General features: G+C 69.7%; 24 protein-coding genes and 2 pseudogenes. 11 read left to right on the forward strand and 15 right to left on the reverse strand.

Annotated features, from left to right (window positions below):
* The first annotated feature begins 181 nt into the window (after positions 1 to 181).
* The 3 genes from OG266_RS00675 (at position 182) to OG266_RS00685 (ending at position 2,631) form a co-directional block, all read left to right on the forward strand.
* A complete protein-coding gene (locus tag OG266_RS00675; RefSeq protein WP_371541400.1) occupies positions 182 to 793 on the forward strand; it encodes a TetR/AcrR family transcriptional regulator in 612 nt (203 codons plus the stop codon).
* Positions 794 to 851: 58 nt separating this feature from the next.
* The gene (locus tag OG266_RS00680; protein ID WP_371541402.1) at positions 852 to 1,796 is read left to right on the forward strand and encodes a LysR family transcriptional regulator; all 945 of its coding nucleotides are present in this window, start codon (positions 852 to 854) and stop codon (positions 1,794 to 1,796) included.
* Between the two features lie 103 nt (positions 1,797 to 1,899).
* The gene (locus OG266_RS00685) at positions 1,900 to 2,631 is read left to right on the forward strand and encodes a YoaK family protein (RefSeq protein ID WP_371541405.1); all 732 of its coding nucleotides are present in this window, start codon (positions 1,900 to 1,902) and stop codon (positions 2,629 to 2,631) included.
* A gap of 17 nt (positions 2,632 to 2,648) precedes the next feature.
* On the opposite strand, the pseudogene OG266_RS00690 reads toward OG266_RS00685, so the two are convergent.
* Positions 2,649 to 3,206, reverse strand: a pseudogene (locus OG266_RS00690) (3-hydroxyacyl-CoA dehydrogenase); the annotation flags it as partial.
* A 109-nt stretch (positions 3,207 to 3,315) separates the two neighbouring features.
* Between OG266_RS00690 and OG266_RS00695 the strand changes: the two are divergent.
* Positions 3,316 to 3,642, forward strand: coding sequence for a nuclear transport factor 2 family protein (locus OG266_RS00695; protein ID WP_371541407.1), 327 nt, complete (start codon positions 3,316 to 3,318; stop codon positions 3,640 to 3,642).
* 643 nt (positions 3,643 to 4,285) lie between these two features.
* Here OG266_RS00695 and OG266_RS00700 read toward each other — a convergent pair.
* The 5 genes from OG266_RS00700 to OG266_RS00720 form a co-directional block, all read right to left on the reverse strand.
* Positions 4,286 to 5,500 (reverse strand): cytochrome P450, encoded by a 1,215-nt coding sequence (locus tag OG266_RS00700; RefSeq protein WP_371541409.1) that lies wholly within the window; start codon positions 5,498 to 5,500, stop codon positions 4,286 to 4,288.
* Complete coding sequence (locus OG266_RS00705; protein ID WP_371541412.1) at positions 5,497 to 6,753, reverse strand: NAD(P)-binding domain-containing protein; 1,257 nt, start codon at positions 6,751 to 6,753, stop codon at positions 5,497 to 5,499. The genes OG266_RS00700 and OG266_RS00705 overlap by 4 nt, the downstream gene beginning before the upstream one ends.
* Entirely contained in the window at positions 6,753 to 7,973 is a 1,221-nt protein-coding gene (locus OG266_RS00710; protein ID WP_371541414.1) for an NAD(P)/FAD-dependent oxidoreductase, read from the reverse strand. The genes OG266_RS00705 and OG266_RS00710 overlap by 1 nt, the downstream gene beginning before the upstream one ends.
* Positions 7,970 to 8,164, reverse strand: coding sequence for a ferredoxin (locus tag OG266_RS00715; RefSeq protein WP_332880759.1), 195 nt, complete (start codon positions 8,162 to 8,164; stop codon positions 7,970 to 7,972). Before OG266_RS00715 ends, OG266_RS00710 begins: the two co-directional genes overlap by 4 nt.
* Positions 8,165 to 8,417: 253 nt before the next feature.
* A complete protein-coding gene (locus tag OG266_RS00720) occupies positions 8,418 to 9,572 on the reverse strand; it encodes a PucR family transcriptional regulator (RefSeq protein WP_371541417.1) in 1,155 nt (384 codons plus the stop codon).
* Positions 9,573 to 9,789: 217 nt separating this feature from the next.
* Here OG266_RS00720 and OG266_RS00725 point away from each other — a divergent pair, with 217 nt between their 5' ends.
* Together OG266_RS00725 and OG266_RS00730 are read left to right on the forward strand one after the other, a co-directional pair.
* The gene (locus OG266_RS00725) at positions 9,790 to 11,010 is read left to right on the forward strand and encodes a cytochrome P450 (RefSeq protein ID WP_371541420.1); all 1,221 of its coding nucleotides are present in this window, start codon (positions 9,790 to 9,792) and stop codon (positions 11,008 to 11,010) included.
* Positions 11,011 to 11,110: 100 nt separating this feature from the next.
* Positions 11,111 to 11,719, forward strand: a complete 609-nt coding sequence (locus tag OG266_RS00730; protein ID WP_371541422.1) for a TetR/AcrR family transcriptional regulator — start codon at positions 11,111 to 11,113, stop codon at positions 11,717 to 11,719.
* Between the two features lie 95 nt (positions 11,720 to 11,814).
* On the opposite strand, the gene OG266_RS00735 is transcribed toward OG266_RS00730, so the two are convergent.
* From OG266_RS00735 to OG266_RS00755, 5 genes are all read right to left on the reverse strand, one after another.
* Entirely contained in the window at positions 11,815 to 12,600 is a 786-nt protein-coding gene (locus OG266_RS00735; protein WP_371541426.1) for an SDR family NAD(P)-dependent oxidoreductase, read from the reverse strand.
* 120 nt (positions 12,601 to 12,720) lie between these two features.
* Positions 12,721 to 14,178: an aldehyde dehydrogenase gene (locus tag OG266_RS00740; protein ID WP_371541429.1), complete on the reverse strand. Its 1,458-nt coding sequence runs from the start codon at positions 14,176 to 14,178 to the stop codon at positions 12,721 to 12,723.
* Positions 14,175 to 15,071, reverse strand: coding sequence for a 3-keto-5-aminohexanoate cleavage protein (locus tag OG266_RS00745; protein ID WP_371541433.1), 897 nt, complete (start codon positions 15,069 to 15,071; stop codon positions 14,175 to 14,177). Before OG266_RS00745 ends, OG266_RS00740 begins: the two co-directional genes overlap by 4 nt.
* A 207-nt stretch (positions 15,072 to 15,278) precedes the next feature.
* Complete coding sequence (locus tag OG266_RS00750; RefSeq protein ID WP_371541436.1) at positions 15,279 to 16,463, reverse strand: NAD(P)/FAD-dependent oxidoreductase; 1,185 nt, start codon at positions 16,461 to 16,463, stop codon at positions 15,279 to 15,281.
* On the reverse strand, positions 16,460 to 16,657 hold the full coding sequence (locus OG266_RS00755; RefSeq protein ID WP_371541439.1) for a ferredoxin: 198 nt from the start codon (positions 16,655 to 16,657) through the stop codon (positions 16,460 to 16,462). Before OG266_RS00755 ends, OG266_RS00750 begins: the two co-directional genes overlap by 4 nt.
* Positions 16,658 to 16,896: 239 nt before the next feature.
* Between OG266_RS00755 and OG266_RS00760 the strand changes: the two genes are divergently transcribed.
* Both OG266_RS00760 and OG266_RS00765 read left to right on the forward strand, forming a co-directional pair.
* Positions 16,897 to 17,046, forward strand: coding sequence for a hypothetical protein (locus OG266_RS00760; RefSeq protein ID WP_371541442.1), 150 nt, complete (start codon positions 16,897 to 16,899; stop codon positions 17,044 to 17,046).
* 191 nt (positions 17,047 to 17,237) lie between these two features.
* A pseudogene (locus OG266_RS00765) lies at positions 17,238 to 17,381 on the forward strand (hypothetical protein); the annotation flags it as partial.
* 246 nt (positions 17,382 to 17,627) lie between these two features.
* Here OG266_RS00765 and OG266_RS00770 read toward each other — a convergent pair.
* The 3 genes from OG266_RS00770 to OG266_RS00780 all read right to left on the reverse strand — a co-directional run bounded on the left by OG266_RS00770 (position 17,628) and on the right by OG266_RS00780 (position 19,920).
* Positions 17,628 to 17,852 carry a hypothetical protein gene (locus tag OG266_RS00770; RefSeq protein WP_371541444.1) on the reverse strand — a complete coding sequence of 75 codons (225 nt, stop codon included), beginning with the start codon at positions 17,850 to 17,852 and terminating at the stop codon, positions 17,628 to 17,630.
* A gap of 9 nt (positions 17,853 to 17,861) precedes the next feature.
* Complete coding sequence (locus OG266_RS00775; RefSeq protein WP_332880749.1) at positions 17,862 to 19,043, reverse strand: amidohydrolase family protein; 1,182 nt, start codon at positions 19,041 to 19,043, stop codon at positions 17,862 to 17,864.
* A gap of 106 nt (positions 19,044 to 19,149) precedes the next feature.
* Positions 19,150 to 19,920 carry an SDR family NAD(P)-dependent oxidoreductase gene (locus tag OG266_RS00780; protein WP_371541447.1) on the reverse strand — a complete coding sequence of 257 codons (771 nt, stop codon included), beginning with the start codon at positions 19,918 to 19,920 and terminating at the stop codon, positions 19,150 to 19,152.
* Positions 19,921 to 20,264: 344 nt separating this feature from the next.
* Between OG266_RS00780 and OG266_RS00785 the strand changes: the two genes are divergently transcribed.
* The 3 genes from OG266_RS00785 to OG266_RS00795 all read left to right on the forward strand — a co-directional run bounded on the left by OG266_RS00785 (position 20,265) and on the right by OG266_RS00795 (position 25,219).
* Positions 20,265 to 23,078, forward strand: coding sequence for an ATP-binding cassette domain-containing protein (locus OG266_RS00785; RefSeq protein ID WP_371541450.1), 2,814 nt, complete (start codon positions 20,265 to 20,267; stop codon positions 23,076 to 23,078).
* Positions 23,075 to 23,890, forward strand: a complete 816-nt coding sequence (locus OG266_RS00790) for an ABC transporter ATP-binding protein (RefSeq protein WP_371541452.1) — start codon at positions 23,075 to 23,077, stop codon at positions 23,888 to 23,890. Before OG266_RS00785 ends, OG266_RS00790 begins: the two co-directional genes overlap by 4 nt.
* Before the next feature lie 105 nt (positions 23,891 to 23,995).
* On the forward strand, positions 23,996 to 25,219 hold the full coding sequence (locus OG266_RS00795) for an ABC transporter substrate-binding protein (RefSeq protein WP_371541455.1): 1,224 nt from the start codon (positions 23,996 to 23,998) through the stop codon (positions 25,217 to 25,219).
* A 49-nt stretch (positions 25,220 to 25,268) separates the two neighbouring features.
* Here the strand turns inward: OG266_RS00795 and OG266_RS00800 are convergent, their stop codons facing one another.
* Entirely contained in the window at positions 25,269 to 26,171 is a 903-nt protein-coding gene (locus OG266_RS00800) for an acyl-CoA thioesterase (protein ID WP_371541458.1), read from the reverse strand.
* Positions 26,172 to 26,384: the final 213 nt, after the last annotated feature.

Consider the following 26,384-nt stretch of genomic DNA (forward strand, 5'->3'; position numbering starts at 1 on the left):
ATTATGGATACTTTGACTCCGCAAGTATCCGGATACTCTCGATGCCTCGACGAGGAGGGAAGATTTCGTGGCTTCAGAAGTGCCCGCCGTCCCGGGGAGTCCCGCCTGGTGGGCGAGCCGCCCGCCCACTCCAACCTACCGTCGGGGCCGTCCGCCCCTGGATGTCGGCCGCATCATCGACGTGGCACTGAAACTCGTGGACGAGGTCGGAGTTCAGGCACTCACCCTGCGGATGCTGGCAGACACTCTGGAGTCGGGTACGGCGACGCTCTACCGGCACTTCAGTGGCAAGGACGAACTGCTGACCCATGTGGTCGACCGGATCTTCGGCGAGGTGAGGGTTCCGTCGGAAGCCCTGGACGGTCTGTCCTGGCGTGAAGCCGCGACATTGGGCGCGGAGGCCTTCTACGACACCCTGTGCCGGCATCCCAACGCGCTGCCCCTGCTGGTGGCGCAGGTGCCCGTCGGCCCCAACGGCCTCGTCAACCGTGAGCGCATCCTCGGACTGCTCCTGAGCCATGGATTCTCGATCGGCCTGGCCGCCCGCGCCTTCACCGCACTCGGCCACTACGTCGTCGGCTTCGCCATCCAGCAGCACGGCCCCGGAGCCGCGCGACCCGAGGACGAGGCGCAACTGCGGGACTACTACCGCTCCCTTGATCCGGCCGCCTACCCGGCCACGACGGCCGCGGCCGAGGAGCTGACCTCCGTGCCGCTGCGCGAGGAGTTCCGGTTCGGGCTGGATCTGCTGCTCGACGGGATTGAACGGGTCAGGCGAGCGGAATCGGATTGAGGGCACCAGAATGGATCGGTCCAGCACATCGCCTTGCTCAAGTCGATCGGCATGAGAGATGGAACTGCGCCATCTGAAGTACTTCCTCGCTGTCGTCGAGACGCGTAACTTCACGCAGGCCGCAGCGAATTGCTACGTCGCGCAATCCGCGCTCAGTCAGCAGATCGCCCGCCTGGAGACGACCGTCGGCGCCGCGCTGTTCAGCCGTACGAGCCGGTCGGTGCGACTGACGGCCGCCGGTGAACTGCTCGAACCGCTGGCCCGGCGCATCCTGGCTGACGTCGACAACGCGCAGGCCGCGGTCGACGCGCTGGCGGGCCTGCGCGTCGGGCGGCTGCGGCTGGGCCTGGTCCAGACGCTCGCCGGTTCGATCGACATGGTCGAGTTGATGGCCGAGTATCACGTCCGCCATCCCGGTATCGACTTCCACGTCGCCAACGCTCCCAGCTCGGAGATGACCGCCGCCGTCCTGTCCGGCCGCCTGGACGTCGCCGTGGTCGGCCTCGGCTCGCACGAGGTGCCGGACGGCCTCGATCACCGGCTGCTGGGCAGCGACCCGCTCATGGTGATCGTCCCGCACGATCACCCGCTGGCGGACCGGGACGTGATCGACCTCGCCGACCTGCCGCGGAATCATCAGCTCATCCAGTTCGCGCAGGGCACCGGACTGCGCCACCAGGTCGAGGCCGCATTCGCGCGAGCCGGCGTGGAACCGGGCCGGCACTTCGAGGTCGGCCAGGTGTACGACATGGTCCGGCTGGCCGCACGCGGTGTCGGCGTCACCGTCGTACCGCGCTGGTCCGTCTTCGCGGCCGGATCCCCCCTCGGCCCACACCCCCACGGTGTTCTGCCCGACGGCGCCCGGGCACTCCGCCTGAGAGATGCGGCAGCGGTGCACGACGTCTCCGTGGTCTACGACAGCAAACGGCTGGCTCCTGCCGCCGCCGCTTTCCTCGACGTCGTGGAGCGGCACGCAAGATTGATCGGCAGAACAGATCGCTGAGCGCACATCCATATGTTGGACGCGAGGCCGGGGTCCGCCTGAGGCTGGAGTGGATCCACCGGAGGTACACCGCACTTCCGGGCCTCGTGAACGGAGCGCCGTCATGTCTGTCGCCTTGCGGGACGCATGGACCACCATGGTCCCCGACTTGAGGGGACGGCACGGCCCTCTCCCGCCACTGATGCTCGCGCTGACGGTGGTGACCGGGCTTGTGGACGCCTTCAGCTATCTGCTGCTGGGGCATGTCTTCGTCGCCAACATGACCGGCAACGTCGTCTTCTTCGGCTTCGCCATCATCGGCGCCGCCGGATTCTCCCTGGCCGCCTCGCTGGCGGCGCTTGCCGCGTTCGCCGTCGGCGCCCTGCTGGGCGGCCGCGTCGCGCACCGGGCCCGTCACCGCGGGCGTTTGCTGCACCAAGCGCTGGTGCTGGAGACGCTCCTCATTCTGGTCGCGTACGTCATCGCCCAGACCGTCGGCGCCCCGTACGCGGGCGTCGCCCGTTACGGGCTGATCGCGCTCCTCGGGCTCGGTCTGGGCGTCCAGAACGCCACATCCCGAGCCCTTGCCGTCCCCGACCTGACCACGACTGTATTGACCCTCACCATCACCGGCATCGCCTCCGACAGCCGAGCCGCCGGAGGCAGCGGCGGCAAGGCCGGACGGCGTACCCTCTCCACGGTCGCCATGCTCGTCGGCGCCCTTGTCGGCGCCGCCGCAGCTCTGCACGGCGCCCCTGCCCTGCCCCTTCTGATTGCCACCGTGCTCCTCGCGGCAGTCACAGTCGCCGCGTTCAAGCTGACCGGATCCGGCGCCGCCTGGACTGCTCCGCTGTGACCCCGGTACACCCGGGCTCAGCTGAACAGTTCGCCCTTCTCGGCCTGCTCGACCAGCGAGGCGGGAGGAACGAAACGCTCGCCGTACCGCTCCGCGAGGTCGCGCGCCCGGGCGACGAAGCCGGCCGGGCCGCCCTCGTACTGGTTGATGTACTGGATGACGCCTCCGCTCCATCCCGGGAATCCGATACCGAGGATCGACCCGATGTTGGCCTCGGGGACGGAGCGGAGCACTCCCTCGTCGAAGCATCGGACCGTGTCGACAGCCTCGGCGAAGAGCATCCGTTCCATCATGTCCGCGAAGGGGATCTCATGGCCGGGCTCGGTGAAATGCGCCGTCAGCCCTGGCCACGGGCCGGTCCGCCTGCCGTCCGCGTAGGCGTGGAACCCGGCGCCGCTGAAGCGTCCCTTGCGGTTGAAGTCGTCGATCAACCGGTCGACGACCGCCTCGGAGCCGTGCGTGACTCCCGTACCGCCCTCGGCTTCCACGGCAGCAGCCGTCTCCTGGCGGATCCTGCGCGGCAGGGTCAGCGTCAGTTCGTCCATCAGCTGCGGGGCGGGGGCCGGGTAGCCGGCGATCGGCGAGGCGGTCCACTGCGCCATCACCCAGCCGCCACTGTGGACGTATGGCTCCCGTTACAGAAAGGCAACCGAGATGATGACGGAAGATTGGGTACGCAGCTGAGTGCAGGGCTACCTACGTGCCTGGACCACCAACAGCAAGAAGGACATCGCCGCACTGTTCACCCCACAGGCCGAATATCACGAGTGGCCCTACGAGACCGACTGGATCGGCCGTGACGCGATCGTCGAAGGCTGGCAGGGCCGCGCATCGTGGCAGGAGGGCGGCTGGGACTTCGACTGGACGGTGCTCGCCATCAATGGCGACACCGCGGCGATCGAAGGCACCGGCCGCTACAAGGAACTGGGCACCTTCGCCAACCTATGGACGGTGACGTTCGACGAGAACGGCAAGTGCGCCCTGTTCCGCATGTGGAACAACGAGATCTGACCCAGAGCCCCGCCCGCCGCAGCCGGTACAACACTCCCAGCGTGCTCACCTCGCGCCCTTCGGCAGGCGGAAGACCGTTGCCGCATCAAGGGCCTGGCCGTGAAAGCGTCTACCCGAGCCACGGGCGGTGACCGGTACATCCACGCCCAGGCTGGACGGGCTGCCACTCGAGCAGTTCGTGCGTGAGCATGGGCGGAGGCCGACTGGTCGGTCATCGCCTTAGATCCGGCCTCCCCGAGGAGGCCGAGTGCGGCAGCCATGATCGCCGCCCGAGCGCGCTCGCTGCGGGTGGCCGCGAGCGGAGTGGGTTTGGCCCGGTCCGTCACAGGTGCCAGGTGTACTGACCCGTGAGGTTGGGGACGCGGGCCGGCCTCCCCGGCCGCGCATCCAGCCATCCGCCGGCAGCAGCGGCCGAACCGCCGCCCACCCCGCATCCGTCCTGCCGCTCGGGTGTCGGCGCTCACGGACCCCGCTGTCGGCGGCGTTTCCGAACCGGTGAGCCAGACGCCGCACCTAACTCCACAACGCGCTCGTCTCCCTTGCCGGCAGCCCACCTGCCGGGGACGGCCAAAGAGCCCACCTCGGGGTGGTGGCGTGCGCAGTGCGCACGCCACCACCCCGTCTGCCTGTGCGCTCCTGGCCGCTAGCGGGTGACCATCAGCTTGCGGACGCCGTAGTTCGTACCGGTGAAGTCCATTGGTACCTCTTCCAGCGGGGTGGCGAGCCGCAGGTTCGGGAAGCGCTCGAAGAGCTTGGGCAGGACGGTCCTGAGCTCGGCGCGCGCGACGTTCTGCCCCAGGCAGGCGTGGACGCCGTAGCCGAAGCCCATGTGACGGACCATCTTGCGGTCGACGTCGAGGGTGTCGGGGTTCTCGAAGGCGCGGGGGTCACGGTTGGCGGCGTTCATCGCCACGACCACCAGCTCGCCCTTCTTGATCTGCGCGCCGCCGATCTCCAGGTCCTCCAGCGCCGTCCGGCCGAGACCGAACTGCACGATGGTCAGGTACCGCATCAGCTCCTCGATCGCGGGCCCCACCTTCGCGGGGTTGTCCAGCATCTGCTGCCGCTGCTCCGGGTGCGTGAGCAGGGTCAGCGTGGACAGTCCCATCATGGCGGCGGTGGTGTCGTGGCCGGCGAAGAGCAGCAGGACGCCGAGACCGATCAGCTGCCGCTCGGACAGGATCGAGTCCTCGCCGTCGGCCTTGTTGATCAGCTCGGCGAGGATGCCGACGGTGTCGCCGGACTCGCGTTTGTCCGCCACCAGGTGGGTGATGTAGCTGACCAGCCAGTGCGCGCCCTTGTCGCGCTCCTCCTTGGTCTTGGCCATGTCCATCATGTCCACCGTGGCCTCGTGGAAGCCGTCGCGGTCCTCGTACGGGACGCCGAGCAGCTCACAGATCATCAGGCAGGGGATCGGCAGCGACATCGCCTCGACGAAGTCGAAGGTCTCGGGCCCGGCGGCGATGGCGTCTAGGTGCTCGTCGACGATCTTGTCGAGATACGGCTGGAGCTTGTTCTGAACGGCCTTGGGGGTGAACCGGGCCGTCAACAGGCGACGGTAGGCGCCGTGATCGGGCTCGTCCATGAAGACGAACCCCACGTCGAAGGGCATGTTCTCGTGGTCCTCGGGCTCCTCGCCCTCGGGGGTGTCGTGACGGTCGCGCTTCGCGCTCATCCGCGGGTCGTTGAAGACCTGGCTGCCCTCGTCGAAGCGGGTGACCAGCCAGCCGCTCGTACCGTTGGGGAAGCGCACCCGGAGGATCGGCTGGTCCTCGCGCAGCTGGGTGAACTCCGCGGGCGGGTCCAGCGGACGGCTCGGGTCGCGGGTGACGGGCTGCTGCACAACGGTGTCGGTCATCGGGACTCCTTGGCGGTGCTCTGTGCGGCGGTGCTCTGTGCGGCGATGGCGGCGGAGATGCCGCGGTGGGCGGAAGTGGCGTTGCCCCAGCCGACGTAGAAGGCGAGGTGCAGGACCACTTCGTTGAGTTGGTCCGTCGTCAGTTCCTGGTTGACGAGGGCGCCTTCGACCTGGATCTGCATGAGGTCGGCGCGGCCGAGGGCGGCGGTGGCGCCGATCACCAGCAGCCGGCGGTCGCGGACGGACAGGTCCGGACGGTTCCAGATGTCGCCGAACAGGTGCTTGACGGTTTCGCTGGTGTACGGGTCCAGCTGCTCCGGCATGTTCGTGCTGAACCCCGGGCCGTAGACCTTGTCCATCATCGCCAGGCCGCGCTGAAGCGGGTCTTCGTCGGCGGCCGACGGGGCCGGCTCCGCGTCCAGTCCGAGGGTGCGCTCGGCCTGCGCGCGGGTGACGTCGACGAGGGGGGTGTCGACGCCGAGCGTGGCGGCCAGGTCGCGGGCGGCGTCCAGGTCCTTGGTCATGAGCGGCTCGATCTGCCGGGCGATCGGCTCGGGCAGGGTGCCGTCGGCGCCGCGCATGCGCAGCAGTTGGAGCAGGGTCCGCCCCTCGGGGTCGGCGTTGTCGATCACCTCGGCCAGTCGCGCCGGTTCGACGTCCGCGGCGGCGGCCAGCGCGGCGGCCTCGGTGACGGTGCGCCAGGTTCCGTAGGTGACGACGTTGCGGGCGATCTTGGTGGCCATCCCGGCGCCCAGCGGGCCGCAGTGCACGACCTTCTTGGCCCAGTCGTCCAGCACGGGCCGGGCGTGGTCGACGACGGACTGATCGCCGCCGATGATGGCGACCATGCCGTGCTCGGCGGCCTTGTCGCCGGGGGTGACGCCGCAGTCGAGGAAGCCGACCTCCTCCTTGGCGCACAGCTCGGCCAGTTCGTGGACGACGGGCAGCGCGACGGTGGACTGCAGCACGATCGTCAGGCCCGGGTGGGCGCCGGACAGCAGGCCGCCGTCTCCGGCGATCACCGTGCGGGCCTGGGCGGCGTTGACCACCGCGACCATCACCACGTCGGAGGCCTGGGCGACGTCGGCGGGTGAGGCGAGCGGGGCAGGTACGCCGTCCAGCTTGTCGGAGGCGTCCGGCCTGATGTCGTAGACCGCCGGGACACGCCCGCTGCGGGCGAGGCTGACGGCGACTCCCCCGCCGATCATGCCGAGGCCGACGACTCCGGCCTTGAGCGCTTGGGTGTTCGTCATCACGCGGTCCTTCCGATGAGTGCGGTGTCGGGGGCCTGGTCCCACTCGGCGGCTTCGGCGACCAGTGCGCGGTAAGTGCGGGTCGCGCGGGGCATGTTGACGCCGACCACGCCGCACACCTGGCCGTCCTTGCCGTAGAGCGCGACGAGCTTGCGGTCCTCGACGGTGCCCTCGACGATCCGCACCTCGTCCGCGCCGCGGGTACGGCCGTAGATCTGGATCTTCAGGTCGTACTGGTCGGACCAGACGTACGGCACCGGGTTGAAGGGCACCGCCTCGCCGGGCGCGGCCAGGATGTTGCGGGCCACGGCCAGACCCTGTTCTGCGGCGTTGGTCCGGTGCTCGATCCGGGTCGGCTCACCGGTGCGTGGGTGCAGCCAGTTCGCGACGTCTCCGGCCGCCCACACCCCGCTCCCGGCGTACAGCGTGGAGTCGCACTCCACCCCGTTGCCCACCGCGATGCCGCTGCCCTCCAGCCACGTCGTGCCGGGCCGGGCGCCGATGCCGACCAGGACCTCGTCCGCCTCCACCACCCGGCCGTCCGCGAGCCGGACGCCGGTGGCCCGGCCGTTCTCGGCGAGGATCTCCTTGACCAGCATCCCCGCCACAATGCTCACGCCGTGTTCGAGGTGGACCTCCGAGAGCATCCGCCCCAGCTCGGGGCCGAGCGCGTCGGCGAGCGGTACGGCGACATCGGTGACCATGGTGACCTCGGCACCCAACTCCCGGGCCACCGCCGCCGCTTCGGCTCCGACGAAGCCCGATCCCACGATCGCCAGACGGGGCCGCGTGCGCAGTGCCTCACGGAAGGCGAGGGCGTCCTCAAGGGTGCGCAGCACGTGCACTCCGGCCACGCCCTCGGTACCGGGCAGCCGACGAGCCGCCGCGCCGGTGGCCACCACCAGTGCGTCGTAACCGACCCGACTGCCGTCGGCGAGGGCGACCTCACGGTTACGGGTATCCAGGGCCACGGCAGCGACACCGAGCCGCAGATCCAGGTCGAGCGCCTCGATCGCCTCGCCGTCGCGCAGCTGAAGCCGGGCCACGTCCCACTCGCCGGAGAGCAGCTGCTTGGACAGCGGCGGCCGGTCGTAGGGAAGGTGTTTCTCCTCGCCGATCAGCGTCACCTTGCCCGCGTAGCCCGCGCGGCGCAGGCCCTCCACCACGCTCAGGCCGGCCGCGGAGGCGCCGACGACGGCGATCCGCTCCGGGGAGCTCATCCGCGCACCTCGATCGCGGCCGCGGGACAGACGGCGGCCGCCTGGCGCACGTTCTCGTACTCGCTCTCCGGCGGGTTCTCGTCGAGCAGTACGACGATGCCGTCCTCGTCCCGCTGGTCGAAGACCTCCGGGGCGGCGAGCACGCACTGGCCCGCGCCGCAGCACTTGTCGAACTCGATGGAAATTTCCATGGGAATTACCTCCGTCAAGCCCCTTCCAGGGGCGACGCCGTGCAGGAGCCCAAGGCAATGTGGTTGCCTCAGTCACCTAACTAAGTTCAGTTCCGACTGTACTGCTCGCTCGCGAGGTCGGCGATCCACTCCTGAGTGATACAGATCACGGGCCGTGGGGGTTGTGCCTGGCATGTCGTGACACGGTGGAAACAACATGAAGGAGTCGCGGTTCGCGGGTGATGGGGCCGTGGAGGGCGACGCCCGGATGCGATCAGGCGTGGCCGCGCAGGCGGAGCATCAGCAGCGCGAACTCGGCGCGGAGACGGCCGGATTCGCTGTCCAGGCTGAGATTCATGGCAGTCTCGGCGCGGGCGATGCGGGCTGCCATCGAGCTGTGGTGGAGGTGCATCTTGGCGGCTGCGCGGCGCAGTGACCTTTCGCGGCACAGTGCTTCCACCGAGTCGATGACCTCCTGGCCGCGCGGCTGTGCCGCCAGCCGCTCCAGGGCCCGTACGTCCGGCTGGGCATCGATGGCGTGATCGGGGATGTGCTCGGCGAGCAGGGTCAGCACGCCGAGGTTCTCCCAGGACGTCACCCGTCCGCGCCGGGCATCGGTGACGGAGAACCGCAGGGCGATGCGGGCGGCGGCCCAGGAGTCGGCGGCGAGCCGCCCCGGCACCGCGGTCCCGATGCCCAGACGTAGGGGGAAGTCCCCCGCGGGCAGCCGTTCGTCCGGCGTGACCGCGGACAGCACGGCGATGAGAGGGCCCATCCGGGCCCAGTGGGCGGACAGCCCCAGTGCCCTCAGCTCCCGCGCCACCGCTTCGCCGGATTCGGTGTCGGACCCTCCCTCGCTCTCCTCCTTGCCCTTGCCCTTGCCCCCGCCCTCTGCCTCACTCTCGCCACCGTCGGCGTCCTCGACGAAAGCGGCGAAGACCCGGATCGGTCGCGCCGGGTCGAAGCCGAGCAGCACCAGAGCCCGCGCCCGCGCGGTGGGGTCAGCGGCAGAGTCAAGGGCAAGGCGGATCAGGCTCTCAGGGTCGTCGATGCCCGGTACGAAGCGCTCGGCGCGCTCCAGCGCGAGTTCGACGGCGAGCGCGAGCCGTTCCAGCACGGCCTCATCCAGGGGATCCGGAACACCGTCACGCGCCAGCCACACACGGCCCGTTCGACCGCCCGTGCCCGGGCGCCCGAGTGGCGTGACTCCTGTCGAAGCGGGCGGCCCGTCGACCGGACGTGTATCGCCCTCGGGGTCGGGGTCGCACTGTACGCATTCGCCGCTGTCCGGCGCCTCGAACCCGGCCGGGCAACCTGTGAACAGCGCGGCTGCCCGCAGCAGTTCGGGAAGCTGGACCCGGTCCCGGACGAGCGCGTCGAAGTACGCCACCACGTCCAAGACGCTCCTGTCGGCTCCCTGTGCTCGCACGTCATCACCCTAATCGCCCGCCAGGCGGCGGGCCACGGGCGCCAAGTTCCCGCCAGTTCGCGGTCGTGGCGGCCAGGCCCGGCGAACCACCATGAGGGGTGTGCGCGGCGCGTGAGCGAGCCGCTCGGCCACCGCCCGGTGTTTCCCGGCCCGCCCGGAGACTCCCGGCGCGGAGCGCCCCGCGTACGCCCTATTCCTGAGCAGACGGGAGCTCCCCATGACGACCAGCACCCTCCCCCATTTCCCCCAGACCCGCGGCAGCGGCACCGGCTGCCCCTTCTCTCCGCCCGCCGAGTACTCCGACTGGCGTGCCGCGGAGGGCCTGCAGAAGGTGAGCCTGTGGGACGGCAAGACCGCTTGGGCCGTGACGCGGTACGAGGACATCCGGGTCGCCATGAGTGACCCGCGGATCAGCGCCGACTCCGGGAACCCAGGAATGCCCCGGGTCCACGCGGGGCAGCAGGCGGGAACCCCGCTGTCCACGACCTTCATCCGCATGGACGATCCCGAGCACGCGCGGCTGCGCCGGATGGTCACCAAGAACTTCATGGTCAAGCGTGTGGAGGCGCTGCGGCCGCGGATCCAGGAACTGGTGGACGACCTCATCGGGAAGATGACTGCCGGGCCAGGCCCCGCGGACCTGGTCCAGGATTTCGCCCTCCCCGTGCCCTCGCTGGTGATCTCCATGCTGCTGGGAGTGCCGTACGGGGACCACGAGGTCTTCCAGAAGAACAGCGCCACCATGATCAGCCGTGAGGCCACGGCCGAGGAGACCAAGGCTGCCGGAGCGGCGCTCTTCGGCTATCTGCGCCAACTGACCGCCGCGAAGGAGCGCGAGCCCGGTGACGACATCCTCAGCGCCCTGATCGCCGAGCAGGTCACCCAGGGCGAGCTCACCCTCGATGAGGTGGCGAGCATGTCCATGCTGCTGCTCTTCGCCGGACACGAGACGACCGCCAACATGATCGCGCTCGGCACGCTGGTCCTGCTCCGCCATCCCGACCAGCTCGCCCGCGTCCGCGAAACGGACGACCCCAAGGTGATCGCGAACACGGTCGAGGAGCTGCTGCGCTATCTGACCATCCTGGAGAACCCGATCACGCGGGTGGCCAAAGAGGACATCGTTATCGGCGACCAGCTGGTCCGGGCCGGTGAAGGCCTGATCATCAGTCTGCCCGCGGGCAACCGGGACACGGCCTTCCTCGCCGACGCCCCCGACGAATTCGACATCGACCACCGCACCGTGGGCCACCTCGCCTTCGGCTACGGCATCCACCAGTGCATCGGCCAGGCGCTGGCCCGCGTGGAGCTCCAGGTGGCGCTGCCCACGCTGCTGCGCACGCTGCCCGGCCTGCGGCTCGCGGTGCCGTTCGAGGAGGTTCCGTTCCGCAAGGACGCGCTCGTCTACGGCCTCGACCGGCTCCCGGTGGCCTGGTAGGAGCAGGACCAGCGGGCAGCACCGCAGCGTTCAGGCGCATGGCAGATACTGCCATGCGCCTGTTAGCGTCGGGCCAGGAAACGGCGGAAGGAGAGTGGGCGTGCAGACGCGTACGGCACGGGAGGTGAAGGAGGAGAAGGAGCGGACGATGCTGGACGCTTCCAGGGCCGCGGTCCAGCTCTTCATCGACCACGGCACCAGCTCCTTCACCATCAAGGAACTCGCCGCGCACGCCGGCATCTCGGAGCGCTCCTTCTACCGCTATTTCCCGCGCAAGGAGGACGTCGTACGGCCCTTCCTCGCGGCGGGCTCCGAGCGGATCGCCGCGGAGGTGGCCGGACGCCCGTCCGACGAGCCGCTGTCCACCTCTCTGGTGCATGCCTGGTCCGGATCCTGGGCCGCCACCCACGTCGGGCAACTGCGCGCTCTGCACGGGATCCTGCGGGAGTCGGAGGCGTTCCGCGCCCAATGGCTTCAAGTCATCACCGACAGCGAGCTGCTGTGGTCGCGGGTCATCGCCGAGCGGCTGGGTATCGGCCCGCGCTCCTACCGGGCCGCGCTGGCCGGCGCGGTGGTCGCCGCCGCGATCCGGCTGTCGACTCAGGCGTACGACGACACGGATGGCGCCGAAGACCCCACGACGATGTTCGCCACCGCCCTGGAGCTGGTGGGCCCCTCCCTCTTCGCACCGGCGGAACCGGAGGCCTGACTGCAACGCGACGCATTGCAGTCAGGCGCATGCAACGCAACGAGTCGAGCCCGGCGTGGCAGGAACGCCGGGCTCGACTCGTCTGGGGGTGTGGCTCAGACCGCGGCCCAGCCGTTGTCGACCGGCAGGATCACTCCGTTGATGTTGCTCGCGGCGTCGGAGGCCAGGAAGACGATCGCGGCGGCAACCTCGTCGGCCTCGCCCAGCCGGCCGGCGTTGAGCCTGGCGTAGCCGCTGACGGTGCCGGGGCCGAGGGCGGCCGGGTCGACCTTCATCTCGGTGACCAGGTTGGTGGCGACGCCACCGGGTGCGACGGCGTTGACCCGCAGCCCCTTGTCCCGGTACATGACGGCGGTGGACCGGGTGAGGCCGACCAGACCGTGCTTGGAGACGGTGTAGGCGGCGCCGGCCGCGCTGCCGCGCAGGCCCGCCTCGGAGGTGGTGTTGACGATGACACCCCCGTTGCCGGCAAGGAGGTGCGGAAGGGCGGCGCGGGTCATCAGGAACGGCGCGGTGAGGTTGATCCGGATGATCCGCTCCCACTCGGCGTCGCTGACGTCGCCGGCCGCGGACATCGTGTCGTAGACCCCGGCGTTGTTGATCAGGATGTCGATCCCGCCAAAGCCGTCGACGGCGGTGGCGACCGCCCGGTCGACGACGGCCTGGTCGCTCAGGTCGCCCACGCAGGTGAGCGCGGTGGCGCCGCCGTCCTCGATCTGCTGGATCTCCTTGGCGACGGTCTCGGCACGCTGGGCGTCGAGGTCGGCGACGACCACTTGGACGCCTTGGCGGGCGAGAAGGAGAGCGGTGGCGCGGCCGATGCCGGAACCGGCGCCGGTCACGACCGCGCTGCGGCCCGCGAGGGAGGTGGTGAGGCTCATGGTGGTGTACTCCGTTGTACTCGTGGCTGCTGTCGGCCCTGGGGCCCCGGGTGCGGTCCGGGGTCCCAGGGCCCGCCCCGGCCTCCGTGTGCAGTCGGAGACCGGGGTACCTGCGCGGGGTCAGCGCAGGGGCGCGATGGCGACCGTCTTGGGGCGGATGAACTCGGCGATGCCCTGGTAGCCGCCCTCGCGGCCGAACCCGCTCTCGCCCTGCCCGCCGAAGGGGCTCCAGGGCTGGACGACGGCGGCGCCGTTGACGTAGACCGTGCCCGCCTCCAGCCGGTCGGCGACGGCGTGCACGCGGGTGACGTCGCGGGAGTGGATGTACGCGGCAAGACCGAAGTCCGTGCTGTTGGCGATCTCCACCGCCTCCTCGTCGGTCGAGAACCTGCTGACGGAGATGACCGGACCGAACACCTCGTTCTGGGCCAGGCTGCTGCCCGGGTCGACATCGGCGAAGATGGTCGGCTCGACGAAGCTGCCCGCCGCGAGTTCACCGCGGATCGGGTTGCCACCCGTGACCAACCGGCCGGAGCCGTCGGCGCGGGCCTCGTCGACCAGGGAGAGAATCCGGTCGCGGGCGGCGGTGTTGATGACCGGCCCGAACAGCACACCCGGGTTCGACGGGTCGCCGATCGGCAGCGACTCGGCTGCCGCCACGAGCTTGGCCACCACCTCGTCGTACACGCTGTCCTGGACCAGGACGCGCGAGCCGAGGATGCAGGCCTGGCCGCTCAGCGCGGACAGCCCCATCCTGATGGCCTCGGCGGACGCCTTGTCCAGATCGGCGTCGGCGAAGATGATGTTGGCCGACTTGCCGCCCAACTCCATGACGGACGGCTTGAGATGCTCGGCGCAGGTCGCGAGGATCTTGCGGGCGGTGGCCGGGCCTCCGGTGAAGGAGATCTTCTGCACCTTGGGGTGCGCGACCAGGGCCTGACCGGCATCGGCGGTGCCCGGCACGACGGTGATCACACCGGCGGGTATGCCCGCCTCCTCGGCGAGGCGCGCGAACATCTCCGCGGTGAACGGGGTGAGTTCGGACGGCTTGATGACGACGGTGTTGCCCGCGGCGAGCGCCGGGACGACCTTCATGCACAGCGAGGCGAGCGGCACGTTCCAGGTGATGATCGCGCCGATCACGCCGTACGGCTCGGGCTGGCTGTAGGTGAAGTCGGTTCCCTGGACGAACGATCCGGTGACCGTGCCCTGCAGTTTGTCGGCCCAACCCGCGTAGTAGGTCAGCCAGTTGACGGCCAGCTTCACATAGTGCGGGCCGCCGATCACGGGGGTGCCGTTTTCCAGGGCGGCGATCCGGGTGAGCTCGGGCTGTTTCTCGCGGATCAGCTCGCCCAGGCGCAGCAGGAGATCGCGGCGCTGGTCGGGGCGCATTCCGCGCCAGACCTTGAATGCCTCGGCCGCCGCTTCGACGGCGTCCGCGACCTCGGCGGATCCGGCCAGCGGGATCTGCGCCTGCACCTGTCCGGTCGCCGGGTTGACGTGGTCGAACACGCCTCCGGAGCCGGTCGGCAGCTTCTTCTCGCCCACCCAGAGGCGGACCTCGGGCAGCGCCGTCATGCCGCACCGCCCTTGAGTACGGCGTGCGCCTGGGCGCCGGTCGCCACCGGGCGGCCGACCTTCTCGGCGAGCGCGACGGCGGCCTCGACGGTCTCGCGGTTGGACATCGCGGTGGCGCCCGCGGTGTCCTCGACGCCGACCCGCAGGTGGCCGCCGAGTTCCAGGGTGCGCTGAGCGATCTCGGAGTCGAGCAGGACACCGCCCTGGATGCTGACGATCCAGGGGAGGTCGCAGCCCTCCATCAACGAGAGGTACATGTCGAGGGACTGGTTGGTCGGGGGCAGACCGAATCCGGCGGTCGGCCACTTGACGCCGCCGAGCTGGTACTCGCCGCCGAAGTACAGCTTGATCATCGAGCCGGCCGGGAACAGGCCCTTGGCCGCGTAGGCGAGGATCCAGCGCAGGTTGCTCGGGTCGTACACACCGAGGCTGAGCGGAGTACCCGTCCTGTCGGCGAACTCGACGACCTCGTGCGCGGAGGCGTAGTCGGCGCCGCCCTGCACGTGGATGGAGGGCAGACCGTTCTCGCCGAGCATGCCGAACTGCGTCAGACCCGGGTCGAGCGCGGCCATCGTGAGGACACCCGCTTGGGCGAGCGCCGGCAGGTGGGCGTTCTTCTCCTCCATGATCTTCTCGCCGCGGAGGTAGTCGTTGTAGACGAACACCTCCGGGTAGGCCTTGAGGATCTCGCTCTCGACGTGGACGATCTGCGCGATCGCGCCCTCGCGGGTCTGCCGGAAGTCGTGGTGGTGGTGGACGATCGCGGCGCCGCCGGCCAGCGACTCGGTGGCCTCGTGGATGAGCTCCTCGCTCGTCTGGAGCGGCTCCCCCTTGCGCAGCGGAGTGATGGCAGCCTCGATGACGACGGGGCTGGTGACGGATGTGCGGCTCATGACCAGTGCTCCTTCAGGAAGATCGGAGGACGGAAACGGGATGGGGCGGATCGGAACGGGATCCGGATGGTGGGCGTCGACGGTGGGCGTCTGAACACGGCATCCGTGCGACATCCGGAGGGGCGCCGAGCCCGACGCTAACAGGGGGTGGCAGAAACTGCCACACCTTGGTGGCAGTTTCTGCCACCCTTGGTGAGGTCCGGCACACTACGCGGCCGGCACACCACGCACGGTGTCGCGCCACTCGGCACCGGCGGCGATCGCCGCACGCCAGGAGCGGATCGCCTTGGGCGGAACACCCACCCCGAGCACCCCCACCAACCGCGTTCCCCTCCGGTACGCGGCCACGAAACGGCGCTCGGCCAGCGAGCCCTCGACGACGGCCATCTCCTCGTGGGCCCGCAGATAGCCGTACGCCTGGATCTTCATGTCGTACTGGTCGGACCAGAAGTACGGCACCGGGGCGAACGCCCGCTGCGCGCCCGAGTCGTCGCACAGCAGGTTGCGGGTGACCGCCATGCCCTGCTCACTGGCGTGGGTGCGGTGCTCGATCCGCATCGACGTACCGAACAACGGGTTGTACCAGTGGGCCACATCCCCGGCCCCGTACACGCCGGGCGCGGCCTGGCCGTACTCGTCGCAGACCAGTCCGTTGTCCAGACGCAGCCCGCTGCCCTCCAGCCACTCGGTGTTGGGCAGCGATCCGATCGCCACCAGTACCTCGTCGGCCTCGATCAGCGTGCCGTCCGCCAGCCGTACGCCGTCCGCGGTGACCTCCTGGACCAGCACGCCGGTCCGCAGGTCCACCCCGTGCTCGGCATGGGCCCCCGACAGCACCCGGCCGACCTCCTCGCCCACGGCATGGGCGAGGGGAACCGGCGCCGGCTCCAACAGGGTCACCTCCGCGCCCAGACCACGGGCCACAGCGGCCGCCTCGGCGCCCAGGAACCCGGCGCCCACCACGACCAGGCGGCACCCGGCTTCCAGTCGCCCCTTCAGGGCCAGCGCGTCTTCGAGGGTCCGCAGCACGTGGGCCCGCGCATGGCCGGGCAGCCTCCGCGGGCGCACCCCGGTCGCGATGACCAGGCCGTCGTACGGCACCTGGTCGCCGTCGGACAGTGCGACGCTCCGGCCCGCCAGGTCCAGGCCCGTCGCCGCAGAACCGAGGCGCAGTTCCAGTTTCAGCGCGTCGACGTCGGCCGGGGCCCGCAGCGGCAGCCGGTCCGCGCCCCACTCCCCGGAGAGGATCTGCTTGGACAACGGAGGGCGGTCGTACGGCAGATGGGGCTCGTCGCCGATCAGGGTGATGGTGCCGCCGAAGTTCTCCCTGCGCAGCGTCTCCGCCGCGGCGAGACCGGCCGCCGAGGCCCCGACGACGGCAACGCGCCTCACGCGTCCACCAGCCGGATCGCGGCGGCCGGGCAGACCATGGCCGACTCCCGTACCCCTTCGTGCAGTTCGGCTGCCGGCCGCTCATCGAGGAGCACGACCATGCCGTCGTCATCCCGCTGGTCGAAGACCTCTGGAGCGATCAGAACGCACTGCCCCGAGGCCACACACTTCGGCACATCGACTTCTACGAGCATCTTGTCTTTCTCTTTCCCGTGACGCCTCGCTGATCAAAAGGATCAAAAGGACTGATGGATCCGAGGCGGATGGGTGGGGGGTTCCACCTCTTCATGCTGGTACGCGCGCCCGTACGGCGGCCATCGCCAGACGGCGGGTTTTGGCTGGTCCGGATGCCGCCACCTGGCGGGGTGGTCGCACCCTTGGATACGGGCTCCCCTAAAGACGGCTCCCCGGCGGTGACGAGGACGCCGTCACCATGGCCGTCGAGGCCGGACGCGCCGCGCTGGCGGCGGCAGGGGCTGCGGGGGTGGCGCACGTGGTGCTGGTCACCCGCGATCTGCCCCTGCTGGAGGGCGGCAACTCGGCAGCCCTGCTGGCAGGCCTCGGTCTGCCGCCGGACACCTAGGTGGCCGAGCGGGTGGGGGGCGGCGCTCCGGCCGCGCTGGACGCCGTACTGTCCGCCCGGCCCCGCACCCTGGTGCTCGCCGCGGACCTGGACCCGGGCGGGGGCGGTCCTGATCACGGCAGGCGGGCCGGCCCTGCGGCCGGTCGGTCGGGTCACCCGCAGCCTGCCGGTGCAGGCCCGGCGGCCTCGGTCTCGACCACCTCACCTACTCGGTGGTGATCGAGGAGATGGCCCGGGTGGACCACATCGCGGCCGTCCATATGAGCTTGCCCTCCAGCCTGATCGGCGCGCGGCCGCGTCAACAAGCTGGGGTTCCGGTCGATCTCCACCGGTGACGTCTTCCTGGACGAGGCCCGGCTGCCCGCTGACCATCTGCTCGGCAAGGAGGGGCAGGGGTTCTACGTGGCGATGGCGGCGGTGGAGAGGGGACGGATTGCGGTCGCCTCCCGCGCCGTGGGCCAGGCGCACGCAACGCATCAGTTGCATGAGCGAGCGGTCGGCGCCACCACCGTTTCCTGCAACGGCGTCGGCGCCACCACCCTTTTCTTCAACTTCCCTCAACGGCGCCGCCGCCGTTCCCCTCAGCCGCCGGTCAGCTCCGAGAGCGCCGCCTTCATCGCCGTCAGCCGTTTGTCGAGGAGTTCGACGCCGGCCGTGGTGGTCCGGTCCGGTGTGCCCCGGCGCAGCTGCGCCAGCTCGCCGGTGACCACCTGGATCTCCTGCTGAAGGCGCTCACCCGCCTCGTCACGGGTCAGGAGGTCCTGGTCGTTCCAGTCGTCCAGCGGCAGTTGCTCGATCCGGTCCATGACGGGCCCTCAGCTCACTGCCGCGGCGCGCTCCGCGGGCACGGCGTCGGGCAGGTTGTAGAACCGCCGGGCGTTCAGCTCCACCATCTTGTGGACCTCGTCGTCCGGTACGTCCGCGAACGCGTCGGCCGCGCGCTTGCGGCTCGCGGGCCAGAACGAGTCCGAGTGCGGGTAGTCGCACTCCCAGGTGATCCGGTCGACCCCGATGGCATGACGGTTGTCGACCCCGAAGTCGTCCTCGATGAAGCACCCGTGGAAGTGCTTCCGGAACAGCTCCGAGGGCATCACGTCCTGGTTGATGTTCTGGTAGGCGCGGTGCTTGCGCCATACATAGTCGGCCCGCTGGACGATGTACGGAATCCAGCCGATGCCGCCCTCGGAGAGGCCGATCTTGAGCTTCGGGTGCTTGTGCAGCGCCGGGGAGAACAGCCAGTCGGCGGTGGCGTGCATGCTGTTGGTGCCCATCAGGTTGATCATCACGGCGAACGGCGCGTCCGTCGCGACCTGGGGAATCGACATGGCGCCGCCGCTGCCGAAGTGCTGGCACAGGGGCAGGCCCGTCTCCTCGGCCGCCGAGAGGACCGGGTCCCAGTAGTCGGTGTGCATGGACGGGAGTCCGAGTGCATGCGGCAGGTCGGGGAACGAGATCGCCTTGGCGCCCTTCGCCGCGGTGCGGTGGATCTCCTGCACCGACAACTGCGCGTCCCACAGCGGAAGGATCACGACGGGGATGAGCCGGCCGGGTGCGGCGGCACTCCACTCGTCGAGAACGAAGTCGTTGTACGCCTGGACGCACCGCAGCGACAGTTCCTTGTCGTCTCCCTTCATGAACACCGTGCCGCAGAACCCCGGGAAGGAGGGGAAGCACATCATGGCCTCCACTCCGTCGATGTCCATGTCGGCGACGCGTGCCTTGGGGTCGTAGCACCCAGGGATCATCTCGTCGTAGCGGACCGGGTCGATGCCGTACTCCTCGGGCTTCTTGCCCGCCACCGCGTTGAGGCCTATGTAGGGGTAGGGCCTGTCCTCGTAGAGCCAGGACTGGACCGCCGGGAGGCCTTCGCGCGGTGTCTCCACGATGCGCGGCGCGCGTTCCCGGTGTTTGGCCGACAGGCGGTCCTGCCAGACCATCGGGTGCTCGATCAGGTGGTCGTCGACGGAGATGAGCTTCATCCAGGGTTGCAGCGGCATTGCTGACTCCTTCAAGCGTTGTTCTCTGGTGACCGGCCGTCCGTCCGATTGAGTACAAACATCTGACTGGCTGGGCGAGTTGCCTCACCACCTTGCGGTGGCCTCGCTACCTCGGACCGAAGCGCTGGGCTCCGTCGAGGCGGATGGTCTCGCCGTTCAGGTAGGGGTTCTCGAGGATGTGCTGCACGAGCGCGGCGTACTCCTCGGGCCTGCCGAGCCGTCGCGGATTGGGGATGTTGGCGGCGAACCTGGCCAGCGCCTCGTCCCCCACGGACTCCATGATCGGAGTCCGCATGGTCCCCGGCGCGACCGTGACGGCCCGGATCCCGAGCGAGCCGAGGTCCCGTGCGGCGACGAGGGTCATGCCGACCACCCCCGCCTTGGCCGCCGCGTAGGCGATCTGGCCGATCTGCCCCTCGAACGCGGCGATGCTGGCGGTGGCCACGATCGCTCCGCGCTGTCCGTCCGCGTCCGGCTCGCTCTCGGCGATCGCCGCCGCCGCGATCCGCAGCACGTTGAAGGTCCCCGTCAGGTACAGGTCGACGGTCTTCGTGAAGCCCGCGAGCCCGGCGGGACTGCCGTCCCGGCCCACGACCTTCTCCGCGACACCGAAGCCGCCATGGGCGACCACCGCGTAGCGGAAGGTGCCCAACTTCTTTGCCTCTTCCACCGCTTGGGCGACGCCGGCCTCGTCGGTCACATCGGTCCGTACATAGCGAGCGCCGGGTCCCAGCTCGGCCGCCAACTTCTCGGCCCGGTCGTCGGCGAGGTCGGCGATCACCACGGAGGCGCCCGCGGCGGCGACCCTGCGCACCGTGGCCTCCCCCAGCCCACCGGCACCACCGGTCACCAGAACAACGCTGCCTGCCAGATTCACGACCCCTCCAGGATCCGTCCGGGTCTCCCCGGCCTCTCGAAGGCACATTCAGATCTTCTAGATTTATTATTGCACTATATAGACGAGCGCTGCCTAGGCCCGTGACGGAGGAAGTCGGGACGACATTTCTCCCCGCCGCCTACGGCGAGACTGCCCGATGGACCCCAGTTCTGACAGATGTGTCGACCGAGGGTTCCCTTCCGGCCATGTACTTAGTAGCGTCCACCGACACACAGCCACGACCTCGGCACCGTCCCCTCACGCCTTCGGACGAAGGAGTCTGAGATGGTCACACCGACGTGCCCGCTCACCGCCCAGAGCCCCGCCGACAGCGGGGTGTCGCGATGAACGATCTTCTGCCGTTCGTCATCATCGGCATCGCCTCAGGATCGGTCTACGGCCTTGCCGCGACGGGCCTGGTCCTGACCTACAAGACGTCCGGGATTCTCAACTTCGGCCATGGAGCGGTCGCGACGACAGCCGCGTACGCCTTCTACACACTCCATGTGAACCACGGCGTGCCGTGGGGCTGGGCGGCGTTCGTCTCCGTGGGCGTCCTGGGGCCGGCACTCGGGCTGCTCCTGGAGCTGATGGCGCGCCGCCTCGCCGATGCGCGGACCGTCCACAAGGTCGTCGCCACGGTCGGCCTGATTCTCGCGGTCCAGGGGTTCTTCACCGCGAAGTTCGGATCCCAGAGCCAGACATTCCCCAACTACCTGCCTACGTCGAACGCGTTCACCCTCGCGGATGCCGCCGTCAGCTGGGACCGCGTCATCATCGCCTTGATCGCGCTCGTCTCGACCGCCGCGCTCTCCCTCTTCTTCCGGTTCGCCAGACTGGGTCTCGCGATGCGAGGGGTCGTGGACAATCCCGAGCTGCTGGACACCGCGGGCACGAACCCGGTCGCGGTCCGGCGATGGGCGTGGATCATCGGCTCGACCTTCGCGTGCATGGCCGGGGTGCTCCTCGCACCGAGTCTCAGCCTGGACGCACTCCTGCTGACCCTGCTCGTCGTGCAGGCGTTCGGCGCCGCCGCGTTCGGCCTGTTCTCCAGTCTGCCGCTCGCGTACGCCGGCGGAATCGTCGTCGGTGTCCTCGCCTCGGTCCTCACCCGGTACGGATCGGTGACCCATCCGAACGCCCTGCTCACCGGGTTGCCGCCCAGTGTGCCCTTCCTTGTGCTGTTCGCCGTATTGGTGCTGGCGCCGCGACGACGCCTGACCGACCGGCGCATCACCACCCGCCCCCTGGTCACCAGCCAGTGGCGGGCGCCGGCCCGCGTCCAGTTCGGCGGCGGCGCGGTACTCGTCGTCGCCCTCGTCCTGGTCCCGATCCTGGTGAGCAGCGCCCGCCTGCCCACCTATACGGACGCCCTCACGAAGGTCGTCCTCTTCCTTTCGCTCGGGCTGCTGATCCGGACAGCCGGCCTGATCTCGCTCTCCCACATGGCGTTCGCCGCGGTCGGAGCGGCGTCGATGGCCCACTTCTCGGGCGGACTCGGGCTGCCGTGGCTGGTCGCTCTGCTGCTCGCCGGCCTGGTCGCCGTACCCGTGGGCGCCTTCATCGCGATCCCGGCCATCAGGATGTCCGGGGTCTTCCTGGCGCTTGCGACCTTCGGGTTCGGTATCGCGCTGGAGCAGATGGGCTATCCGCTGAACGTGCTGTTCGGTTCCAGTCCGGACGGTCGTACCGTGCCACGGCCAGGAGGGGATCTCTTCGGCGGCGACCGCGGTTACTACTACCTCGTCCTCGTCTTCGTACTGCTCGCGTCGGTCGCGGTCGTCCTCATCCACCACAGCCGGCTCGGCCGGCTGCTGCGCGGGCTCGACGACTCCCCCACGGCCCTCGCGACCCACGGTACGAGCGTCAACACGACGCGGGTGCTGGTCTTCTGTGTCTCCGCGTTCATGGCCGCCGTCTACGGAGGCCTGTACGGTGGCGCGATCTCAGCGGTGAACGGCGCTTCCTTCACCTCGTTCTCCTCGCTGGTCCTGGTGGCCGTCCTCGTGCTCGCACTCGGTGGCGAACCCTGGTACGCGTTCTTCGCGGCCGCGGCGATGACACTCCCGGGCGCCTACATCAGCGACGAGAACACCACGTACTGGCTGAACCTCGTGTTCGGAGCGTCGGCGGTGCTGGTGTCACTGACGGGCGGCCCGCAACCGATTCCGGCACTGCGCCGCTTCCTGGACCGGATCGGCGGTCGTGCGCGCCCCGGGGTGACCGGCCCCCCGACGGAATCCGTGGAAGCGTTGACGAGCACCAAAAGGGATCCAGATCTGACAGTACCGGTCAAGCAGTTGGGTGCGTCCGAGGGGGGCCGCCCGCCGAGCGAGGCGCTGCCGTCCAAGGGCGTACGAATCGAGGCGCTGACCGTCCGGTTCGGTGGCAGCGTGGCCGTCAACGACTTCTCCCTGTCGGCTCCCAAGGGCCGCATCACCGGCCTCATCGGGCCCAACGGCGCGGGAAAGACGACCACGTTCAACGTGTGCAGCGGACTGGTCCGGCCGTCGAGCGGCTCCGTGCACCTGCACGGGCGCGACCTCGCCCGCCTCAGCCCCGCGACCCGCGCCCGCCGCGGTCTGGGCCGCACCTTCCAGCGCATGGAGCTCTTCGACTCGATGACGGTGCGGGAGAACATCGCCCTCGGCCGCGAGGCGTCGCTGGCCGGCGCGTGGCCGTGGCGGCACATCGCCGGCAGCCCCGCCGACCGGGTGGCCATCGCAGAGGCGGTCGCCACGGCGGCACGGACCTGCGGACTGACCGACCTCCTCGACCATCCGGTCGGCGGGCTCTCCACCGGCCAGCGCCGCCTGGTCGAACTGGCCCGCTGCCTGGCGGGCCCCTTCGACGCCCTGCTCCTCGACGAGCCGTCCTCGGGGCTGAACCGGATCGAGACCGCGCGCTTCGGCGAGGTGCTGCGGGAGACGGTGCGTGAGCGGGACATCGGCGTCCTGATCATCGAGCACGACATGGCGCTGGTGATGGATGTGTGCGACTACCTGTACGTCCTCGACTTCGGGGTGCCGATCTTCGAGGGCACTCCGGCCGAGGTCGCCGCCAGCGACGCCGTGCGGGCGGCCTATCTGGGCTCGTCCGCTCTGGGCTCATCCACCGAACTGCCCCAGCGTGCAGGCACCGAGGAGGTGGGACTGTGACGGTCCATACGGGTGTCACCGGCCAGGACGGCCGCGGCGAAGAACCGGCGACAGACGAACCAACGACAGACGAACCGGCGACGGAGGGACCGGCTACGGAAGACCCGCCGCTGCTCGAAGTGCGCGGGATCGAGGCCGGGTACGGCGGACTCGGCGTCCTGCGGGAGGTGTCCCTCACCGTGCCGCGGAGCAGTGTCGTGGCGCTCCTGGGACCCAACGGCGCGGGCAAGACGACGCTGCTGCGCGTGATCTCCGGGCTGCTGCGGCCGACCGCGGGACACATCCGGTTCGACGGCAAGGAGCTCACCGGCACCCGACCGCACCGACGCGCCAGGCAGGGGCTGTGCCACATCCCGGAGGGCCGTGGCGTGTATCCGTCCCTCACCGTCCGGGAGAACCTGGTCCTGCACACCTGGAAGCGGCAGGACAAGGCCGCGGTCGAGCGGGCCGTGGAGCACTTTCCCGTGCTCGGAGGGAAGTTGAACCAGCGGGCGGGCGAACTCTCCGGTGGCCAGCAGCAGATGCTGTCCGTAGTCCGCAGCTACCTCGACGAACCGCGTCTGGTCCTCGTCGACGAGGTGTCCATGGGTCTCGCGCCCGTCGTCATCGACCAGATCTACGAGTTCCTCGCGAAGATCATCCAGGAAGGCGCCTCACTCCTCCTCGTCGAGCAGTACGTCAACAGGGCACTGGCCGCTGCCGACCGGGTCTGCGTCCTCGCGAAGGGGCGCATCGCGTACGACGGCGAGCCCGCCGGCATCCGCGAGGACATCTTCGAGCACTACCTCGGCTCGGCGTCGGTCTCCCACTGACCGGCCGGCCAACACGCTTACCAGCACATGGGGTTCATCAGGGGGTCCATCAGGCGTGCCCGCATTCGGGTCGCGCCACGGTCCGGCGCAGAACAGGAGAGGGTTATGCCAGGAATACGAGGAAGGCGTGCGCTGCGGATGAGCGGCGCGGCGGTCGCGGTGATGCTGCTCGCGTCCGCCTGCGGAAGCGGTGACGGCGAGGGAACGAGCGCCAAAGCGCGGCCGAACGTGGCGGATCCGACGGGAACGCCGATCGTCATCGGGAGCGTCGGCCACTTCAGCGGGTTCGCCGGCGCCACGTCCAAGTCATCGCCGGACGCGGTGTCGGCGTGGGCGCAGTGGACGAACGACAACGGCGGGATCAACGGTCATCCGGTCAAGGTCGTCGTCAAGGACGACCAGGCGGACCCGGCCAAAGCCCTGGCCGCCGTCAAGAGCCTGGTCGAGCAGGACAAGGTGATCGCGCTCGTCGGCAGCCACGAGGCCGGTCTTGAGGCGGTGTGGGAGAAGTACGCGGCCGAAAAGGGGATTCCCGTGCTGGGCGGTTCCTCCAACGCCACCGTCTACGAGACGAACCCTCTGTTCTTCCCGACGGCCCAGACCGGGGCCAACTACATCGCCCTGTGGGTGAACGCGGCGAAACTCGCCGGCCACGGCAAGGTCGGCGCGATCGCCTGCGCCGAGGTTCCCGCGTGCCAGAACATGTTCTCCCTGGTGAAGCGTGCCGCGCCGGAGGTCGGGGTGACGTTCGCCTCGGGCCTCGCCGTCTCCGCCTCCACACCGAGCTACACCTCCCAGTGCCTGAGCATGCGCGGCAAGGGTGTCGAGGCGGTCATCACCGGTACCTCGCAGGAGGTGACGACCCGCTTCATCTCGGACTGCGCCAAGCAGGGCTACAAACCGCTGTTCATGATTCCCGGCCAGAGCTACCGGGCGGACGTGGCCAAGAACCCGGTCCACGAGGGTGCGTACCTGGCCAACGACTCGTTCGACTGGTTCGCCGACGACGCGGCGGCGAAGCAGTTCCGGGAGACGATGAGCGTCTACTCCCCCGATTCCCCGCTCAACACCAGCGCGACGGCGGGCTGGGCGTCCGCGGTGATGTTCGGCAAGGCACTGGCCAAGGCGACCTCCGCGCCGCCCACCTCCGCGGACGTCATCGAGGGCCTCCTGGCCCGGCCGGCGAACGACACTCTCGACGGGATGATCCCGCCGACCACCTACCACGAGGGGAAGCCCGCCACGGTCGCCGCCTGCGGCTGGTACGCCCAGATCAAGGGAGGGGAGCTCACCGCACCGCACGGAACCAAAGCGATCTGCCTCGACTGAAAATCCTTGAGGATCGGTGGACTTGGGGTCGAGCCGGGCTCGCGGCGCGTCATCGGCGCTTGCGGAAGAGTGCCTCCTGGGCCAGGCTCGCCACCCGCACGCCGTCGGAGCGGTGTACGGAGCCGGTGTACCACCCGCGCGCGCCGGCGGCGGTGTGCGGTGCGAGCTCCATCAGCACCCAGTCGTCCATCCGGATGTCGCGGTGGAACCACACCGCGTGGTCCAGGCTCGCCCCGGTGGCGGACGTGTCGTCCTCCAGCAGGGCGAGGCCGGTGGAGAAGTCCGACAGGTAGGTCAGTACGCAGGCGTGCAGGAGCGGCGAGTCCGGCAGGCTGGCGGTGCAGCGGGCCCAGAGGCGGGTGGGCAGATCGTCCGGACCGGGGCGTACCTGTGGCGGGAGCCTTCCCTCGAACGACAGCAGCCGGTGCAGCGGCAGGTCGGGTAGGCGTGCGGGCGGCGGGAGTTCGGGGTCCGGGCCGGCTTCGACGTCGACGCCCGCCTCGGCCACCGAGAACGACGCCGACATGGTGAAGATGACCGCTCCGTCCTGAAGCGCGACCACGCGACGGGCGGAGAAGGACCGACCGTCACGGTCCCGCTCGACGCGGAACACCGTCGGCCGGGCCGAGGATCCACCGCGCAGGAAGTAGCCGTGCAGGGAGTGCGGTAGCCGTTCCTGCGGCACGGTGCGGCCTGCCGCCAGCAGGGCCTGCGCCGCCACCTGCCCTCCGTACAGCACGTATTGGTCGTCGTCGTAGACCAACGAGGCCTGGTAGACGTCCGGTTCGGTCTCCGCCAGTTCGAGGAGATCCAGCACGGTGTGGACGGCAGGGGCCGGTGAAGCCACATCGGGTGGGGTCGGCGACGCCACATCCGGCTGGGACGGCGAAGCCACATCCCGCGGGACCGGCGCCTGGGTTCCCCACGCTCCGGCCTCGGGCAGCATCGACATCGGTTCTCCTCTTCCCGCGGGCAGTCGACCGGGCGCGAGCGGCACCTGGTCGACCCGGCGATTCTGACACTGGCCCCACATAGTGCGGCAGTGTAGAGACAGGATTCAATCGCTCACACCTCACTGTATCTGACAGTCTGTCTCCATCCCGTTCCCATATCGAAAGGCTTACGATACGTTCCCTGAGAGATGCTCGATCCGCCTCATCCGCCG

Source organism: Streptomyces sp. NBC_00554, from assembly GCF_041431135.1.
Classification (GTDB): Bacteria; Actinomycetota; Actinomycetes; order Streptomycetales; family Streptomycetaceae; genus Streptomyces.

What these genes read in the sequence shown, in the direction of transcription:
- OG266_RS00680 (WP_371541402.1), top strand. Translation starts at nt 852, where the DNA reads ATGGAACTGCGCCATCTGAAGTACTTCCTCGCTGTCGTCGAGACGCGT.
- OG266_RS00685 (WP_371541405.1), top strand. Translation starts at nt 1,900, where the DNA reads ATGTCTGTCGCCTTGCGGGACGCATGGACCACCATGGTCCCCGACTTG.
- OG266_RS00700 (WP_371541409.1), bottom strand. Translation starts at nt 5,500, where the DNA reads ATGACCGACACCGTTGTGCAGCAGCCCGTCACCCGCGACCCGAGCCGT.
- OG266_RS00705 (WP_371541412.1), bottom strand. Translation starts at nt 6,753, where the DNA reads ATGACGAACACCCAAGCGCTCAAGGCCGGAGTCGTCGGCCTCGGCATG.
- OG266_RS00710 (WP_371541414.1), bottom strand. Translation starts at nt 7,973, where the DNA reads ATGAGCTCCCCGGAGCGGATCGCCGTCGTCGGCGCCTCCGCGGCCGGC.
- OG266_RS00715 (WP_332880759.1), bottom strand. Translation starts at nt 8,164, where the DNA reads ATGGAAATTTCCATCGAGTTCGACAAGTGCTGCGGCGCGGGCCAGTGC.
- OG266_RS00725 (WP_371541420.1), top strand. Translation starts at nt 9,790, where the DNA reads ATGACGACCAGCACCCTCCCCCATTTCCCCCAGACCCGCGGCAGCGGC.
- OG266_RS00735 (WP_371541426.1), bottom strand. Translation starts at nt 12,600, where the DNA reads ATGAGCCTCACCACCTCCCTCGCGGGCCGCAGCGCGGTCGTGACCGGC.
- OG266_RS00740 (WP_371541429.1), bottom strand. Translation starts at nt 14,178, where the DNA reads ATGACGGCGCTGCCCGAGGTCCGCCTCTGGGTGGGCGAGAAGAAGCTG.
- OG266_RS00745 (WP_371541433.1), bottom strand. Translation starts at nt 15,071, where the DNA reads ATGAGCCGCACATCCGTCACCAGCCCCGTCGTCATCGAGGCTGCCATC.
- OG266_RS00755 (WP_371541439.1), bottom strand. Translation starts at nt 16,657, where the DNA reads ATGCTCGTAGAAGTCGATGTGCCGAAGTGTGTGGCCTCGGGGCAGTGC.
- OG266_RS00760 (WP_371541442.1), top strand. Translation starts at nt 16,897, where the DNA reads ATGGCCGTCGAGGCCGGACGCGCCGCGCTGGCGGCGGCAGGGGCTGCG.
- OG266_RS00770 (WP_371541444.1), bottom strand. Translation starts at nt 17,852, where the DNA reads ATGGACCGGATCGAGCAACTGCCGCTGGACGACTGGAACGACCAGGAC.
- OG266_RS00775 (WP_332880749.1), bottom strand. Translation starts at nt 19,043, where the DNA reads ATGCCGCTGCAACCCTGGATGAAGCTCATCTCCGTCGACGACCACCTG.
- OG266_RS00785 (WP_371541450.1), top strand. Translation starts at nt 20,265, where the DNA reads ATGAACGATCTTCTGCCGTTCGTCATCATCGGCATCGCCTCAGGATCG.
- OG266_RS00795 (WP_371541455.1), top strand. Translation starts at nt 23,996, where the DNA reads ATGCCAGGAATACGAGGAAGGCGTGCGCTGCGGATGAGCGGCGCGGCG.
- OG266_RS00800 (WP_371541458.1), bottom strand. Translation starts at nt 26,171, where the DNA reads ATGTCGATGCTGCCCGAGGCCGGAGCGTGGGGAACCCAGGCGCCGGTC.